This is a genomic window from Xanthomonas sp. DAR 34887 (genome assembly GCF_041245805.1).
Classification (GTDB): Bacteria; Pseudomonadota; Gammaproteobacteria; order Xanthomonadales; family Xanthomonadaceae; genus Xanthomonas_A; species Xanthomonas_A tesorieronis.
This window is the reverse complement of the sequence record NZ_CP162490.1, coordinates 165,602-182,255: the sequence shown is the minus strand read 5'-3', so window position 1 is coordinate 182,255 and position 16,654 is coordinate 165,602. Positions and strand designations below refer to the sequence as shown.

10 protein-coding genes are annotated in these 16,654 nt (G+C 71.8%); 2 read left to right on the top strand and 8 right to left on the bottom strand.

Translation table 11 applies throughout. The features are described 5' to 3' along the window. Positions 1-100 precede the first annotated feature (100 nt). Genes AB3X08_RS00830 through AB3X08_RS00815 form a run of 4 tightly spaced genes read right to left on the bottom strand, consistent with a single transcriptional unit; the run spans position 101 to position 4,625 of the window. A complete protein-coding gene (locus tag AB3X08_RS00830) occupies positions 101-1,546 on the bottom strand; it encodes an efflux transporter outer membrane subunit (protein WP_369935547.1) in 1,446 nt (481 codons plus the stop codon). After that, a complete protein-coding gene (locus AB3X08_RS00825; RefSeq protein WP_369935545.1) occupies positions 1,543-2,427 on the bottom strand; it encodes a biotin/lipoyl-binding protein in 885 nt (294 codons plus the stop codon). The genes AB3X08_RS00830 and AB3X08_RS00825 overlap by 4 nt, the downstream gene beginning before the upstream one ends. A 1-nt stretch (position 2,428) precedes the next feature. Beyond that, positions 2,429-2,638: a DUF1656 domain-containing protein gene (locus tag AB3X08_RS00820; protein ID WP_369935543.1), complete on the bottom strand. Its 210-nt coding sequence runs from the start codon at positions 2,636-2,638 to the stop codon at positions 2,429-2,431. A gap of 4 nt (positions 2,639-2,642) precedes the next feature. Next, positions 2,643-4,625 carry an FUSC family protein gene (locus AB3X08_RS00815; RefSeq protein WP_369935541.1) on the bottom strand — a complete coding sequence of 661 codons (1,983 nt, stop codon included), beginning with the start codon at positions 4,623-4,625 and terminating at the stop codon, positions 2,643-2,645. A 208-nt stretch (positions 4,626-4,833) separates the two neighbouring features. Here AB3X08_RS00815 and AB3X08_RS00810 point away from each other — a divergent pair, with 208 nt between their 5' ends. Beyond that, entirely contained in the window at positions 4,834-5,523 is a 690-nt protein-coding gene (locus tag AB3X08_RS00810) for an AraC family transcriptional regulator (RefSeq protein ID WP_369935539.1), read from the top strand. Positions 5,524-5,609: 86 nt separating this feature from the next. Here the strand turns inward: AB3X08_RS00810 and AB3X08_RS00805 are convergent, their stop codons facing one another. Continuing rightward, a complete protein-coding gene (locus tag AB3X08_RS00805) occupies positions 5,610-6,167 on the bottom strand; it encodes a TetR/AcrR family transcriptional regulator (RefSeq protein WP_369935537.1) in 558 nt (185 codons plus the stop codon). A gap of 89 nt (positions 6,168-6,256) precedes the next feature. Between AB3X08_RS00805 and AB3X08_RS00800 the strand changes: the two genes are divergently transcribed. Further along, entirely contained in the window at positions 6,257-7,003 is a 747-nt protein-coding gene (locus AB3X08_RS00800; protein WP_369935535.1) for an SDR family NAD(P)-dependent oxidoreductase, read from the top strand. Between the two features lie 344 nt (positions 7,004-7,347). On the opposite strand, the gene recD is transcribed toward AB3X08_RS00800, so the two are convergent. From recD to recC, 3 genes are read right to left on the bottom strand one after another with little or no spacing between them, the layout of a single operon-like run. Next, positions 7,348-9,375: an exodeoxyribonuclease V subunit alpha gene (recD, locus tag AB3X08_RS00795; protein ID WP_369935534.1), complete on the bottom strand. Its 2,028-nt coding sequence runs from the start codon at positions 9,373-9,375 to the stop codon at positions 7,348-7,350. After that, positions 9,372-13,184 carry an exodeoxyribonuclease V subunit beta gene (gene recB / locus AB3X08_RS00790; protein WP_369935533.1) on the bottom strand — a complete coding sequence of 1,271 codons (3,813 nt, stop codon included), beginning with the start codon at positions 13,182-13,184 and terminating at the stop codon, positions 9,372-9,374. Before recB ends, recD begins: the two co-directional genes overlap by 4 nt. Continuing rightward, positions 13,181-16,594, bottom strand: a complete 3,414-nt coding sequence (gene recC, locus AB3X08_RS00785; protein WP_369935532.1) for an exodeoxyribonuclease V subunit gamma — start codon at positions 16,592-16,594, stop codon at positions 13,181-13,183. The genes recB and recC overlap by 4 nt, the downstream gene beginning before the upstream one ends. Positions 16,595-16,654 lie beyond the last annotated feature (60 nt).

Here is a 16,654-nt window from a genome sequence, read left to right as displayed (position 1 = left end):
GAACGAACCCTCTGGACAGCGCCTGACGCGCGGCATGAGCGCGGCATCGTCGTGCTCTTTAAACATCCTGGCCGGCGCTTGCGCCAGCAGCGGATCACGCCTATCGACGCGTTTGCGCCCGACCGTCCTGCGCCCCAGGATCCGACCAGCCACCGCCCAGCGCCAGGAACAGATCCACCTGGCGGTCGACCAGCTGCGCGCGCGATGCCGCCAGCGCCGATTCGGCGTCGGCCAGGGCGGCCTCGGCGGACAGCACATCGAGGAAGCCGATCCTGCCGAACCGATACAGCCGCCCGGCCTGGCCGCTGGCGCGGGCAGCGGCGTCGCGTGCCTGGGCGAGGCTGCGTTCGCGGCCGGTCTGCTGCACATAGGCGGACAGCGCGGTTTCGGTCTGCCGCAAGGCCTGCAGCACTGCGCCATCGAACGCCGCCAACGCGGCATCGGCGTCGGCGCCCGCCGCATCGATGCGCGCCTTGGCCAGGCGGCGATTGGGCCAGCGCCACGACAGCACTGGGCCGAAGGTGGCACCGAAGCTGTCCCCGCTAAGCAGGTTCCCCAGCGAGTTCGCCATGCCCGCGGAGGCGCCGATGCTCACCTGCGGATAGAGGTTCGCCGTTTCCACGCCGATCGTGGCGGTGGCGGCCGCGAGGCGGCGCTCGGCGGCGCGAACGTCCGGGCGGCGCTGGACCAGTTGCCAGCCATCGCCGACCGGGATGGCCTGGCGCAGACGCGGCGGCTGCTGGCAGCCGGTCACGTCCTGCGGAACGTCCGCCGGCAGCCGGCCCATCAGCGCGGCCAGTTCGAACAGGGCCGCCTGCCGCTCGGCCACCAACTGCGGGATCGCCGCCGCGCTGCGGTCGACCGCGGCCTGGGCCCGGCTCACGTCGAACGCCGTGCCGCGCCCGCCCGCCGCCAGCCTGCGGGTGGCGTCCAGGGTGACGCGCTGCGTCTCCAACACCCGCTGCGTGGCCGCCAGGGTCAGATTGGCCGAGCAGGTGCCGACATAGGCGCGGGTGACCGCCGCGGCGACGGTCACCCGGACATGGTCGCGCGCCGCCGCAACGGCCTGCGCATCCGCGCTGGCCGCTTCGATGCCGCGGCGGATGCCGCCCGCCAGATCCATCGGATAGGACAGGTCGATGCCCAGCGCATATACCTGTGGCGACGACGCGGAGGCGGTGTATCCGCCGGCATGGGCCAGCGTAGCCGAGGCGCCCACGTCGGTGCCGAGCGCGCCTTGCGCGCGAGCCTGCAGCACCGCCGCCGAGGCACGCCGCAGGTTGGCGTCTGCGCTGCGCAGGTCGGTGTTGGCCTGCAGCGCTTCGGCGACGTAAGCGTCGAGCCTGGGATCGTCGTACAGCTGCCACCAGCGGTCCGGCGGCTCGGCCGCTGCGAACGCCGCATCCTGGCCGGAGACGAATGCGCGCCTGGCCGCCGGGGCGGCCGCTACCGCGTCGGGCGGAAGGCGGTAGTCCGGGCCGGACACGCAACCGGCCAATGACAGCGCCAACGCGATCGCGCCGGCGCGAAACAGCGCGCGCTTCATTTGCAGGCCCCTGCCGCGCTCGGCGCAATGGTCACGCTCGCGGTCCTGCCGAGGATGAGCCGGGTTTGCGGCGCCGCGGCGTCGATGCGGATGCGCACCGGGATGCGTTGCGCCAGCCGCACCCACGAATACGTCGGCGCGACGGCGGGCAGCAGGTTGTGGGTGCTCGATCGTTGGTCGTCGGCAATGCCGGCGGCGATGCTCTCCACGTGCCCGCGCACCTCGCGGCCGTCGCCCATCAGCCGGGCGATGGCGGTGTCGCCCTCACGGATGCACGCGAGTTTGGTTTCCTCGAAATAGCCTTCGATGCGCAGGCTGTCGGCGGCGATCAGGGCCATGGCCTGCGTCCCGGGCTGCAGGTAGTCGCCCGGATGCAGGTCGAGGTTGGTCACGATGCCGTCGGTGGTGGCACGCACCTCGGTGCGCTGCAGGTCCAGCAGTGCGACCCGTCGCTCCGCATGGGCCTGCGCCAGGTTCGCCCGTTCCGTGGCGACCTTGGCCGCATTGCGCTCGCGCGTTTCGGACGCGACCAGATCGCCCAGGGCGCTGTCCCGTAGCGATTCGCGGCGGGCGAGATCGAGCGCGGCCTGCGCGCTATTGACCGCTGCCTCCGCTTTCTCCAGCGCGGCAGCGAGGCGGGGCTGGTCCAGCACCAGCAGCAGTTGGCCCGCGTGCACACGTTGGTTGTCGTGGACCGGCACCTGGGTGACCAGCCCGCCCATGTCCGAGGCCACGCGCACCACATCCGCGCGCACCCGGCCATCGCGCGTCCACGGCCGCTGTTCGTAGCGGTGCCAGATGGACAGGGCGGCGCAGACGGCGATGGCGAAGACGGCGAGCGTTGCGCTCCAGCGTCCGATGACGACAAGCATGTGCTTCATTTCATTTCTCGAGCAGGGGTGCGAGCCGGATCAGCAGCTCCACCAGGATCACGAACAGCGACAGGCCCACGAGCGGCCGATAGGCGAACAGCCGGTACAGGCCGAGGCCTGCCAGCAGTCTCGATGCCAGCAGCGACAGCGCCAGCGCGAGCAGCGCCACCGCCAGCAGGCCGGGGACGAAGACGCCATCGATGGAGAGGTCGGAAAACATCGCATCAGTTCCTTTCGGCGAGCAGCGGCGACAGCAGGTCGCGCCGCAGATCCGAAAGCAGCGCGAACACGCGTGCGCGTTCGGGCTCGTTGCCCGCGACGACCGTACCGCGCATGCGCTCGAGCGCGGCCAGCAGGTGTCCGTCCACTGCGTGGCGGCGCGCGGCACCGGTGCGGAAATGCGCGGCCGCCCTGTCGATCACCTCGGCATGGCAGGCGCGCACGTCCTGCCCGCGCAGCACTCTGCCCAGCGCACGCAGTTCGGCCACGGCGCCGGCCGCGCGCATGTCCGCAAACAGGGTGCGCAGGGTGTGGGCGGCATCCGGGTCGCCGCGTAACCGGGGGACCAGCAGCCCGAGCCGGTCCAGCATGCGGCTGGTCCACTCGGTGGAGTTGCGTCCACGCCCGTGCGCGCGGCGCGCGATGGCGCGCGTGATCGATCCCAGCAACCTCTCGCGGCTGCGGCTGGTGTCCATGGTCTGGAACAGGCGCATGCTGCACAGCGCCGCGGCCGTGCCCACGAACAGCGCCACGCTGCTGTTGAGCGCGCCCGCGATGTTCGTCGCGTTGGTCGCGCCCAGCCCTGCGATGAGCGGAAAGGTCAGCACCACGCCCAGCGCGCCCATCATGAACGGCGGGCGCGCCAGGAACGAACCGCACACCAGCAGCACCGGCGCCAGGGCAATGGCCAGGCCGAGAAAATCGGACAGGCGCGGGAAGATCGCCAGGCCGTAGAGCAGCCCGACGGCGACGCCGATGGACGACCCGAGCAGATAGCGCATGACATGGCCGGCAGGCGCCTCGGTGGTGCCGAACAGCAGGCACGCCGTGCCGACGATGGAGACCGCCGTCGCCCCGTCGGACCAGGCCGTGGCGATCCATGCGCCGCAACTCAGCACGATGCCGACGAAGGCGCCGAACGCGGCGCGCAGCGCGAGGCGGTGATCGCGGTGCAGGACGTGGCCGTGCGCCTTTTTCGCAAGCCGCGCTGGGACCCGCTGGCGCCAGGCAGGGTCGGCCGCGTGCAACCGGGCTTCCAGCAGGCGGCAATCGCGATGTGCGGTGTCCAGTTCGGTCAGGCTTGCGCGCAGAGTGGCCTGCAGCGCTTCGTGCCAGCCGTTCGGCTCGGCGCTGCCAGCGGCCTGCGCACCGCGCTGCGATGCGCGCAGCTCGGCCATCGCATCGTCCACGGCGCTGGACAGCATCAGCACGTCGAGCATCCGGTCGTGCAGCGCGCGCAGCATTTCGACCTGCGCAGGGCCGTAAGCGCTCTCGAAGCGCAGGTGGATGGAGAGCGTGTGCAGCTCGAGCAGGTCCACCGCCGCCTTGGCGCGGTCCTGCGCCAGCACTGCGTCTTGCGCGCCGGCACGCAGGTCCTGCGTCCAGCGCTCGGCGTCGGACAGGATCGCCGCGACCCGCGCCTGGACGCGGTGCGCGACCTTGCGCGGAAGCACCAGCCCATGCACCAGCGTGGCGGCCAGGATGCCGATGGCGATTTCCTGCACCCGGGTGATGGCGATGGTGAAGACCTCGCCGGGCACCGTCACGCTGGGGAATCCGATCAGGCTGGTGGTGTAGCCGGCCAGCAGGAAGGCGTAAGCGCGGGGTGTGCGGTCGAGCATCGCCAGGTACAGGCACAACCCCATCCAGGCGGCCAGCGCAGCGCTTAACAGCAGCGGCGCATTGGCGAAGCGCGGCACCAGCGCGACCGTGGCGACCGCACCGCCCAGCGTTCCCAGCAGGCGGAACAGGCCGCGGCTCAGCGTCGCCCCGGCCAGCGGCTGCGACACCAGGTAGACGGTGCCGATCACCCAGAACGGACGGGTCAGGCCGATCCGCAACGACAGGTACAACCCCAGGACCGCGGCGGCCAGGCATTTGAGCGAGAACAGCGCGGCCTCTCGATCGGCCTGAAGCGCCGGCGCCTGCAGCAACGCGAGCGGCCGCGAGAGGAAGGAGCGCAGGGAGACGGTGTGCGGCGTTTGCATGGGGCGCATCGTAGGCAGCGGCCCCACTCGCCGAATTTCGCTAGAATGACAATAGTTCGCTAAAACCGGTCAACCGAGCATGTCGCGTGTCGCGCTCCCGGGCTTCGATCTGGATCCGGACGAAACGGATCGGCCGGCCGTCGCCAGCCGGCTGCAGGTGGCCGACCACGCCGCCGAGATCCCGGTGCACGAGCATCGCAAGGGGCAGTTGATCCTGGCCCTGCACGGGGCCGTGACCTGCCAGGTGGAACGAGCGCTGTGGATCGTGCCGCCGCAGTGCGGGGTGTGGATTCCCGGCGGCATGCCGCACAGCAACCGCGCCACCGCCAATGCGCGGCTGTGCTACCTGTTCGTCGAGCCCGGCCTGGTGGCCCTGCCGCACCACTGCGTGACGCTGTCCATTTCGCCGATGGTGCGGGAGATGATCCTGCACCTGGCCGACACGCCGCTCGACGCCCCGCGCGATGGGCACACCGATCGGCTGGCGCGCGTGCTGCTGGACGAACTGGTGCAGATGCCGGCCGAACGCGTATCGCTGCCGGTCAGCCAGCATCCGAAGGTGCGGGCGCTGGCCGATGCGCTGGCCGCGAACCCGGCGGACCGCAGCACCATCGCCCAGTGGGCGCAGCGCCTGGCGCTGGGAGAGCGCACGTTGACGCGCCTGATCGCGAGCGAAACTGGCCTGTCCTTCGGGCGCTGGCGGCAACGGCTGCATCTGCTCGTGGCCATCCGCGAACTCGCCGCTGGCGCCTCGGTGCAGCGGGTCTCCGAAAGCCTTGGCTACGAGTCGGTCACCGCGTTCATCACCATGTTCAAGAAGACGCTCGGGCTTTCGCCGACGCGCTATTTCGCGGCGCGCTCGCGGCGTGGGTCTTCCGCTACCCGGGACGGGACGTGAGCGTTTCGGCCGGCATCGCGCGCGCACGGTGTTGCGCTGCATTGGTTATCAGCGGATAGCCTAAGGGCGACTCTCGCCCCCAGCAGCTAGTCGCGCGCTTCGATCCCACCGAGGAACAGCCCGATCAGGTGCGCGATGCGCGCCTTCGGCCTTTCCAGCTGCTCGGTGACCAGCGAGGTCGCCATGGCCACGGCGACGAGATCGTCGAAGCTGACATCGCGGCGGACGACGCCGGATTTCTGCCCGAGCCGCAGCAGCCGCCGTCCCTCCTTGCCGATGGCATCGCATCCCGGCGTACCGCTCTGCAGCATCGCGCCGAGCGAAGCGGCAAGCCCGCGGTAGACGCTGGTGTGCAGCACCAGGTCCTCCAGATACAGGCGCAGCGCGGCCAATGGATCGAGCGTGCCGGCGCGTGCGTGGCTGGCCGCGGCGAGCGACAGGAAGCGCGCGCTGTAGGCCGCGGCGAACAGCGACTCGCGCGTGGGGAAGCGGCGGTAGAGCGTCCCGATGCCGACACCGGCGCGCTTGGCGACGTCTTCCATCGACGCCTCGGCGCCGCGCTCCAGGAACACCTCCTCGGCCGCGGCGAGCAAGCGCTCGCGGTTGCGCTGGGCATCGGCACGCAAGGGGGTATCGGTCGTCAACGCGGGCTCTTTCGGCATGGCTTGTGGAAACGGAGGCTACCTCCATATACTAAGTGGAGCAATCCTCCACTTATACAGAAGGGCACGAGATGAGCAGCAATCGATTCGAGGGCAAGGTCGTCGCGATCACCGGTGGCACCGACGGCATCGGGCTGGTGACGGCGCAGGCGTTCGCGGCCGAGGGCGCGCAGGTCTACATCACCGGACGGCGGCAGGAGCGGCTGGACGCGGCCGTGGCGGAGATCGGCCGCGGCGCCGTGGGCGTGCAGGGCGATGTCGGCGTGCCACAGGACATGGACCGGCTGTACGCACGCATCCAGCGGGATCACGGCCGGCTGGATGTCGTCTTCGCCAACGCCGGCGTGTCCGAGTCCGCCGCGCTCGGCGAGATCGACGAGGCGCACCTGGAGCGCTTGCTGACGACCAACGTCAAGGGCACCGTCTTCACCGTGCAGAAGGCGCTGCCGCTGATGACGACCGGTGGCGCCGTGATCCTGGCCGGCTCCGTGGCGGGCAGCACGGGCATCGGCGGGCTGTCCATTTACAGCGCGACGAAGGCGGCCATCCGCTCCCTGGCGCGTACCTGGACCACCGACCTGAAGGACCGCGGCATCCGCGTGAACGTGATTTCACCCGGCATGGTCCACACGCCGGCGATGCAGACCTATCTGGAGCGGAACGCAGGCGCCGAGGATGCCTTCAAGCAGATGATCCCGTTCGGCCGCCTCGGTAGCTCGGAGGAGATTGCCGAGGCGGTGCTGTTCCTGGCCTCGGACGCGGCCAGGTTCGTCGCCGGGCACGAGCTGTTCGTCGATGGCGGGGTCATGGCGGTCTAGGAGCTGGCTGCAGGAAGGCGGCGGCCTGCCTGCCTACATGGCGATGCAGGATGCTTTCCGCGGCTTATTCGAACGACAGACCTCATCCGCCCCTGCGGGCACCTTCCCCCGAAACGGGGGCCATGGTCCCGACGGGAGAAAGGAATAGCCGAGCCCCTCTCCCCTCGGGAGAGGGGTTGGGGTGAGGGTCCGGCGCGAAAGCGATTCGCAGTGCTTGGGAGCGCGAGGCTTCGCCCGTACCCTCATCCGCCCCTGCGGGGCACCTTCCCCCAACGGGAGAAGGAAAAGCCGCATGAAAAAGGAACAGCCGCGGATCGAAACAGCGTTGTGGTCGCGCGACTGGGCTAGAACAACGCGCCTTGGACAGGGGGCGACTGGCCTTCCGTCTGAAACGCTGACGCTGGCGGTGCGGACACCCGTTCCACCCCACCCAACCGCCACGCCAGCCCCGAGATCCGCGCCGCATGCCGCGCCAGCGCCGCGCGCAGCACGGCTTCGCTGGCGGCCAGGTGCAGGGTCTGCCGGGCGCGGGTGATGCCGGTGTAGACCAGTTCGCGGCTGAGCACGCGCGCGTCGCGGGTGGGCAGTTGCAGCCAGACCTCGTCGAACTCGCTGCCCTGCGCCTTGTGCACGGTCATGGCGAAGGCGCTTTCGTGCGCGGGCAGCGCAGCGGGGTGGAAGCCGCGGACCTGGCCATCGCCCTCGCCTTCGAACCAGGCGACCAAGGCGCCTTGCGCATCTCTCAAACAAATGCCGACATCGCCGTTGAACAGGCCATGGCGATAGCTGTTTTCGGTGATCAGCAGCAGACGGCCGTGGAACCAGGGCGCGGCGGCGCCGAGGCGGCGGGCGCCGCTGCCGCTGTCGGCCAGCAGTTGTTCGATGCGCGCGTTGAGGCCGCGCGCGCCTTGCGCGCCCGCGCGCACGGCGGTGAGCAGGCGCAGCCGCGCGGCGTCGCGCAGGGCGGCCGCGGGATCTTCGGTGGCGGCCAGCGCGCGCCAGTGCGCGAGCAAGGCATCGCGGCGGGCGGCGAGCGGATCCTCGCTGTCTTCGTGGAAGTGCACGCCGGCCAGCTCGCCGTTGCGCAGCAGGGCGAGCGCGGTGTCGGCGTCGCCGGCGCGCACGGCGTCGGCCAGCGGGGCCAGTGCGAAGCCCTGCGCCTGGCGGTAGCCGCGCAGCAGGTGCACGCGGTGGCCGGCGAGTCCGCCGCTGTGGGTGTCGCTGCGGGTGTGGCCGAGCAACGGCTGCAGCGCTTGCGCGTCGTCCGGCTGCAGCGCCTCGCCGGGGCCGGCGGCCTGCAGGATCGCGGCGAGCACGTCGCCGGCTTCGACCGAAGGCAGTTGGTCGGCGTCGCCGAGCAGGATCAGCTGGGTGCCGTCGGCGACGGCTTCGACCAGTTTGCACATCAGCGGCAGGTCGACCATCGAGGCCTCGTCGACCACGATCAGGTCGAACGGCAGCGGGTTGTCGGCGTCGTGGCGGAAGCGCGGCAGGTCGGGGATCACGCCGAGCAGGCGGTGCAGGGTGCTGGCGCCGGCAGGTAGTGCCGCGGCCAGGGCCGGGTCGATGCCGTTGTCGAGCGCGCGCGCCACGGCGGCGCGCAGGCTTTCGGCCATGCGCTCGGCGGCGCGGCCGGTGGGAGCGGCCAGGGCGATGCGCAGAGCAGCCGCGCCGCTGGCCTGCGCTTGCGCGATGCGCAGCAGCAGCAGGCGCGCGATGGTGGTGGTCTTGCCGGTACCGGGGCCGCCGGTGACCAGCAGCAAGGCGCGGCGCAGGGCGAGTGCGGCGGCTCGGGCTTGGTGGTCGGTGGGTTGGTCGGCGGCGGACGTACCCTCACCCGCCCTTCGGGCACCCTCTCTCCCACGGGGACTTCCTTCGGTCGCCGGGGGGAGAGGGAAAGCGGCTGCGTTTGGAAACAGCTGCGCGAACAGAGGAGCGAGCGCGGCGACGTCGAAGGCCGGCAGCGGTTGCGCGGCGAGGCGGCGCAGGCCCTGCGCCAGGCGGCGCTCGTATTCGCGGTAGCGGCGCAGGTAGAGCAGGCCGTGTTCCAGCACCAGCGGGCAGTCGGCGGCCGCTGGTTCCTCCGGCGCGGGTTGGGCGATCCAGCGCGAGGCGGACAGGGCGCGTTGCCAGTCGCTCGGGTCGGGCAGCGTGGGCGGCGGGCCATCGCGCGGGTCGAGCAGGACCTGGCCGCGGGCCGGATCCAGGCCGGCATGGCCGCTGGCGACGGCGAGCGAGGCCAGGGCGGCGGCGGACAGGACCAGGTCGGGGGTTTCAGGGTCCAGGCGGCTGAGGGTTTGCGCGAAGGCGTGGTCGAGCGTGCGCAGGGTGCCGCTGCGGTGCAGTGCGGTCAGGAGGTTGGGCTGGTTCACGGGGTTGGGGCTCCGTGGGCGGACGTACCCTCACCCCAACCCCTCTCCCGAGGGGAGAGGGGCTCTAAAGCGGCGCCGGCGAACATGGCGTCGACGGACGCGACCAGGTCGGGGTCGAAGCGCCAGGCGTGGACGCCTGGGGAGGGGTCGCGGGTGGCGTCCAGGCCGCGGCAGAACAGGTAGCGCACGCCGCCGAAGTCGCGGGCGTAGTCGTAGGTGTCGCCCAGGCGGAAACGCAGCCAGCGGTGCAGCGCGACGGTGTAGATCAGCGCCTGCAGTTCGTATTCGCTGTGCGCCATCGCCCGCGCCAGGGCGTCGGCGTCGTAGCTGGGCAGGCGGTTGGATTTGTAGTCGAGCACGTACCAGCGCCCGTCGTGCTGGTAGGTGAGATCGATCAGGCCGGTCATCAGCCCTTCCAGGCGCTGCCGCGCGCCGAAGGCCTGGCGCTCGCCGACCACGCCGAAGCGGTGCAGCAGCGCCAGCAGCGCCTCGACGCGGGTGGGCCGCATGGCGAAGTGGAATTCCATTTCGTTGCGGCGCTGCGGTTCGGGCACCGCGGCCAGGCGCGTGCCTTCGGGCAAGGCGACGGTGAGGGTGTGGCCGACCAGGGCGGTGAGCATGGCGGCGCCGTCCTCCAGTTCGTCCTGCGCGTAGCCGCCGCGCTGCAGGGCTTCGACGATGGCCGCGGCCTGCCCGTCCGGTGCCGGCTGCCCAGGACGCCAATCGCGCCAGGCGGCGAAGTCGCAACGCTCGAACACGTCGTGCATGGCCACGCCGAAGCGGTTGCCGGTGAAACGGCGGTCGAACGCTTCCACGTCCAGCGTCGTCGGCACGGCGTCGCTGGCGGCGGGCTCGTCGCTGCCGCCGCTGCCGACCACGGTGGCGCTGGCCATCGGGTCGGCGGCGGCGCCGGCATCGGCGTTGGCCAACTGGGTGAAGCTGTAGACCCACCACTCCGGCACGACATGCCGCTGCGCCACGCGCGCCGGCGGCACCTGGATTTCCTCGGCCGCCGGCAAGCGCGGCAGGGTCGCCGGCGGCACCGTCGTGTCGATGGCGATGGCGCCCTCCGCCGCCGCGGCCCGCAAGGTGTCCGGGTCGCCGACCATCGCCGCCAGTGCGGTGCGCTCGTGCTGGTGGAACGGACCGGTGGCGATCCACAGCGCGTGCTCGGCGCGGGTCAGGCCGACGTAGAGCAGGCGCGCGTCCTCGGCGCGCTGTTCCTGCTTCCACGCCGCCTCGGCGGCGCTCCAGGCCGGATCGTCTTTGCCTCCGCTCCACTTCGACGTGTTCCAGTGCAACTGACGGCCGAGCGGCGGCGCGTGCACGACGCAGTGGCGGCCGGCGCCGCGGTCGCTGCGGCCGATGCCGACGTAGGGCAGGAACACCAGTGGATATTCCAGGCCCTTGCTCTTGTGCAGGGTCACGATCTGCACCCGGCGCGCGTCCGATTCCAGGCGCAGTTGCTGGGTCTCGTCGCTGTCGTCGGCATTGGCGATGCGCCGCGCCAGCCAATCGACCAGGCCGTGCGTGCCGAGCGCGCGGGTGTCGGCTTCCTGCAGCGCTTCGGCCAGTTGCAGGTAGTTGGTCAGGCGGCGCTCGCCATCGACCAGCGCCAGCAGGCGCTGCGCGTGCGCGGCGCCGAGATCGCCGATCAGCGCCAGCGGGCCGCCGCGCTGCCAGCGCTCGCGCCAGTCCAGCGCCTGCTGTTGCCAACGGCGGTGACGATCGCCGTTGTGTTCGAGCGCGGCGATCGCGGCGGCGTCTTCGCCGATCAGCACCGTCGCCAGCGCCGCACGCAGGCGGCTGTCGTCGCCCGGGTCGAGCAGCGCCTGCAACAGGGTCAGCAGTTCCAGCGCTTCGTCGGTGGCGAACAGGCTCTGCCTGCCGGCGGCCACGGCGGGAATGCCGACCGCGCCCAGCGCTTGCTGGATGCGCGTGGCCTCGCCATGGCTGCGCACCAGCACCGCGATGTCGCCGGCCTGCACCGCGCGGCCGCCAAGCGTTGCGGTACCGGCGCGGCCGCCCGCGAGCCAGTCGCGGATGGCGGCGACGCAGGCGGCGGTGCACAGCGCGCGTGCGCGCCCGGCGCTCCACGGTTTGGGCTTGCCCTTGTCCGGTAGCGGCGGTTGCGGCGCCTGCCACAGGGTGAGCGCCGGCGCGGTGACGCCATCGCGCTGCAGCTCGGTGTCGTGGCGCTTGCTGCCGGGCTGCACCGGATGGAAGGCGATGCCGTCGGTCAGGAACGCCTGCGCATAGCCGGCCTGCGCGTACAGCGCATCGATCGCCGCCAGCAGCGCGGGGCGCGAGCGGAAGTTGTGGCCGAGCGGCGGCGCCGGTTCGGCGTCGGCGGCCGCGGCCAGGTAGGTCTGCACGTCGCCACCGCGGAAGCCGTAGATCGCCTGCTTGGGATCGCCGATCACGAACAACGCAGGTTCCAGCCGCGCCTTGCGCGCCAGCTCGCCTTCGCCGAACACGTTGGAGAAGATCGCCCACTGGCGATCGTCGGTGTCCTGGAATTCGTCCACCAGCGCGATGGCGTATTGCGCGCGCAGCTGCCGCGCCAGCGCTTCGGCCTGCGGACTGTCGGGGCGCAAGGCGTGGGCGACGCCATCGACCAGATCGTCATAGGTCTGCACGCGGCGCTGGCGCTTGAGCAAGCTCAGCCGTTCGACCGCATCGTCGCGCAGCGCATGCAGCAGGCGGATGCGGCGCCTGGCGCGCGCTTCTTCCAATCGCGCCAGCGCGGCCAGATACCCGTCCACGGCATGGCTCAGCGGCGAGGTCGGCGTGCGCCCGACGAATTTCTTGTTGGTGCCGGACGCCAGTTCCGTCGCGGTGAGCTTGATCAGTTTGGCATGCGGCGGGAAGCCGGCCGCAGGTGCGGCGGCGAAGCTTTCGCACCAGTGCCACAGCGACGCCAGCCATTCCGGCCTGTAGCTGACCTTGCTCAGCACGCCGTCTTCGATGGCGGCGGCGATCGCTTCGAAGAATGCGGTGCCGTGCGCGTGGAACGCGGCGGCGAGCGCGGCGGCCGCGACCTGCACCTGCTGCGCCGTCGCGGCGACATCGTCGGCCAAGACCGGTGCTGCGGGCAGCAGTTGCGGATGCCGCACCAACTGGCGCAGGTCGCTGGCCAGTGCGTCGGGTCCACCCGGCCACAGCGCGACCAGGTCTTCGGCCATCGTCGCGTCGGCGGCGCGCAGGCGCCACAGGTCGGCAGCGACTTCGCCGAGCAGCTCGCGGTCGTTGGCCAGCAGCTCGGGCGCGGCGAAGGTCTGGCCGCTCTCCAGCGCGTGCTCGCGCAGGACGCGTGCGCAGAAGCCATGGATGGTAAAGATGGCGGCGAGGTCGATCTCCTCCACCGCCTGCTGCAGGCGGCGGCGCAGCGCGGCGGGGGTTTCGTCGCTGGCGTGCAGATGCGCCTCGAGGATCGCGCGGGTGAGCAAGGCGTCTGGCGCGTCCTGTAGGAGCGGCTTCAGCCGCGACAGGTCGTCGGCGATCTCGGTTGCCTGGGCGCCTCGGATCTCTGTCGCGGCTGAAGCCGCTCCTACAGGAGGCGGGGCGGTGTCGGGCACCAGCGTCGCCGCCAGCGCCAGGCGCTCGCGGATGCGCCGGCGCAGTTCCTGGGTGGCGGCTTCGGTGAAGGTGACGGCGAGGATCTGGCCGATGCGCAGGCCGCGCTCGACCACCAGCCGGGTGAACAGGGTGGCCAGGGTGAAGGTCTTGCCGGTGCCGGCGCTGGCCTCGATCAGGCGCACGCCGCGCAGCGGCAAGGTCAGATACGGGTCGTGGGTGGGGGCGCTCATTCGGCGTCCTCCTGCGCACCACGCCACTGCCGCCAGCTTTCGGCCAGCCGCGCCGGATCCAGCGTACTGTCGGCCGCGCCGCGTTCGAGCAGCGAGTACAGCGTGTGGCTGGTGGCGGCGAAGTCGGCGAAGCGCTGCGCGTCGGCGAACGGATCGCGGCCGCGATGCACCAGACGCAGTTCCGGCGTGTCCGCTTCGCTCCAGCCGAAGCTGGCCTGCCACTGCGCGGCAGCGTCCTTGATCGCCTTGTCGAAATCGTCGTGGCGCGCGGCCTGGTAATACTTCCAGCCGCTGTACGGGGCGAACGCCAGCGGTGCCTGCAGGCCTTGCCGGTAAAGTCGCAGCAGCGCGGCCAGCGCCGCCTGCGCCTGCGCCTGCGGCAGCGGTTCGATCGCATCGCCATGCATGGGATGCGGGCCGAGTCCGTCTTCGTCTTCGAAGAAGCGCACGTAGTCCGTGCGTTCGCCGGCGGCGCGCAGCAGCAGCCATTCCAGGCCGTGGCGGATCGCCGCACGGCCGCTGGGCGCGCCGACCTGCACCCGGCCCACGCCGTTCGCGTACCAGCCGGGCAGGCGGCCATGCAGATCGACGCCATCGAGGTGCACCTGCAGGCGTTGCGACTGTGCCGGCGCGTCGCCGCGCCACTGCGCGAACGCTTGCGCGTACGGGCGCAGCTGGCGCAGGCGTTCGTCGAGCAGGCGCCGGCCCAGCGGCCCCGACGGCAGCAGCGCGCGTGCGCGCAGTCGCGCATACAGCGCGTCGGTGGCGCCGCCCAGCACCGCCTCCAGCACCTGTTGCTGCAAGTCGTGCTGTTCCAGCCCGCTGCCCGGCGCCAGCAGCGGCTCCAGGTCGCTGTCCTCGCTGGCCGGATCGGGCAGGCGCATCCCCAGGCGATGGCGCAGGAACTGCCCGGCCGGATCGGCGAACAGGCGGCGCAGGTCGTCGATCGACACGCTTGGCTGCACTGCCGCAGCGTCGGCGGGCAATGTGGACGCGACCCACGGCAGCAGCGCCTGGCGCTGTCCGGCAAGACTGTCCACCGCTGGCCGCCACTGCCGGCGGTAGCTGAAGCGGCGCGGATCGGCGCCGTCTTCGCCGAGCGCACCGAACGCGGCGGCGGCGAACGGTTGCAGCGGGTGGCGCACCACGAGGTTTTCGATGGCCTTCGGATCGGCGTGGTACTGCGCCGCGCTGGCCAGCAGTTCGCTGACCAGCACCGACGCCTCGCGCACCGTGCCGTCGCGCGCATCGGCACCGAGATAACTGAGGTAGAACGCGTCCTGCGCCGAGGCGAACAGCTGCAGGAACAGGAAGCGGTCGTCCTCGCGGGTGGAGCGGTCGCCGTGGCGGCGGCGCGCGCTGCCCAGCTCGGCGGTGAGGCGGTTGAGGCCGGCGGCCGGATCGCGGCGCGGGAACTCGCCGTCGTTCATGCCGAGCAGGCAGATGACCCGGAACGGCAGCAGGCGCATCGGCACCATGCGGCCGAAGCTGATGCCGCCGGTGAGCAGCGGCGCGCGCGTGTCCGATTCGCCCAGCACCGCGGCGAAATGCGCGCGCACCACGTCGGCCGGAACCTTGCCGGCGTACTCGGCGCGTGCGGCGTCGCGGGCGAACTGGTCGATCACACTGCGCAGCCGCTCCAGTGCGCGTTGCGCACGCGGTGCCGACGGCGCTTGCGGGAGCAGTGCATCGAGCAGCCCGAGCAGGCATTCGCGCCAGTCGGCAGGCGTCATCGGCTCGGCCAGCATGGCCTGGTGACGGTCGAGCACGCGCAATAGCCGCAGCAGCGTGTCCAGCGCCAGCAGTGCGCTGCCTTCCAGTTGCGGCCATGGCGCGACGCCGGCGATATCGTCCTCGGCGCCGCTGGCGTGGCCGAGCAGCAGCCGGTCCAGCGCGAAGCGCCAGGTATAGGCATCGTCGACCGGCGCCTGGTGCCGGTGCCGGTGCGCCGCGTCCAGGCCCCAGCGCGCGCCGGCGGCATGCAGCCAGCCGCGCAGGCGTTCCAGCCCGGCCTCGTCCAGCCCGGCGGCCTCGGCGATCGGCGCGCTGGCCAGCAGATCGAGGATTTCGTGCAGGCCGAAGCGCGACAGCGGCAGGCTGAGCAGGGTCAGGAACACGTCGGCCAACGGCTCGCTGGCCAGCGGGCTGGCGTCGGCCAGCGCGTAGGGCAGCGCGTCGTCGCGGCCGTGGCCGCCGAACACCGCGTCCAGGTATGGCACGTAGGGATCGATGTCCGGCGACAGCACCGCGATCTCGCGCGGTTGCAGCGGCGGATCGAAACGCGGGTCGTCGAGCAGCGCGCGCAGCTGGTCGTGCAGCACCTGCAGCTCGCGCAGGCGGGTGTGGCAGGCGTGCACCTGCAGGCTGGGATCGGCCAGGTTCACCTGCGGCAACGGCGGCGGCGCGGCCGGCGCGCGGCGATGGAACAGGTCGCTCTGCATGCGCCGCAGCAGGCTGTCGCCGAGACCGCCGTCGGCCAGCGGACGCTGCCCGGAGGCCAGCGGGTCGGCGTAGACCGCGATCTCGGCCAGCGGATGCACCACTTCGTAGTCGCCGACCAGCGCCATGAAGTCGCGCCCGGCCGCGCCCCAGGCCTGCAGCAGCGGGTTTTCCTGCACCTGCGCGGCGAACAGGTCGATCGCGCCGTCCTCGCGGCGGCGCTGCCACAGCGTCTGCAGGTCGCCCCAATAGCCCTGGGTCGGCGTGGGCAGGTAGAAATGCAGCGTGCCCACGCGCGCCTGCGTGGCGAGGACGCGCAGCACGTCGGGCGAGATGTTGAGGATGGCGAAGGCGAACAGCCGCTTCGGCAGGCCTTGCGGCAGCGGGCCGTCGGCGCGCGCGTAGCGGTCCAGGTATTGGCCGATGCGGCGCGCGCGGTACTGACGGCCGCTGGCGATCCGGCGCCACAAGCGCGCCTGCGGGTCGTCGGCGTCGGCGCCGCCCTCCCAGCGCAGCAGCCAGTCGCGGCGCCAGGCCTGGTATTTCTCGAACACAGTGCTCAGTTCGCCGGCCAGCGCCCAGGGCTTGAGCGTGTCGCCGTCGGCCAGGTAGCCGGCCAGCGGGGCGAGGGCGGCGTCGTGGCCGAGATCGGCCTGCAACGCCGCGTACAGCCGCCACTGCGTGGTGGCCATGTCCAGATCGTCGTCGGCCGGGCCAAGGTTGGCGTCCAGCGCGCGCGCGACGAACTCGCCGGGGGTGAGAAATTCCAGATTCGCGGCGACGCCGTGCGCCGCCGCCAGCGTGGACTGCAGCCAGCGCCGCATCGCCACCTGCGGGATCAGCACCACCTCCGGCGCCAGCAGGGGCTGCCCCGGCACCGGCCGGCGCAGCTCTTCGGCGAGCAGGGCGGCCAGGGTATCCAGCGCGTTGGACGGATACAGACGAAAATCGGGCGCGGAAGGGGCGTGCATGCGTGCGGCATTGTGCCGGATGCGCGGGATGGCGTCGCTGCGCGAGGGTGATCGGTGGCT

What these genes read in the sequence shown, in the direction of transcription:
- recB (WP_369935533.1), bottom strand. Translation starts at nt 13,184, where the DNA reads ATGAGCGCCCCCACCCACGACCCGTATCTGACCTTGCCGCTGCGCGGC.
- AB3X08_RS00825 (WP_369935545.1), bottom strand. Translation starts at nt 2,427, where the DNA reads ATGAAGCACATGCTTGTCGTCATCGGACGCTGGAGCGCAACGCTCGCC.
- recC (WP_369935532.1), bottom strand. Translation starts at nt 16,594, where the DNA reads ATGCACGCCCCTTCCGCGCCCGATTTTCGTCTGTATCCGTCCAACGCG.
- AB3X08_RS00830 (WP_369935547.1), bottom strand. Translation starts at nt 1,546, where the DNA reads ATGAAGCGCGCGCTGTTTCGCGCCGGCGCGATCGCGTTGGCGCTGTCA.
- AB3X08_RS00820 (WP_369935543.1), bottom strand. Translation starts at nt 2,638, where the DNA reads ATGTTTTCCGACCTCTCCATCGATGGCGTCTTCGTCCCCGGCCTGCTG.
- AB3X08_RS00815 (WP_369935541.1), bottom strand. Translation starts at nt 4,625, where the DNA reads ATGCAAACGCCGCACACCGTCTCCCTGCGCTCCTTCCTCTCGCGGCCG.
- AB3X08_RS00800 (WP_369935535.1), top strand. Translation starts at nt 6,257, where the DNA reads ATGAGCAGCAATCGATTCGAGGGCAAGGTCGTCGCGATCACCGGTGGC.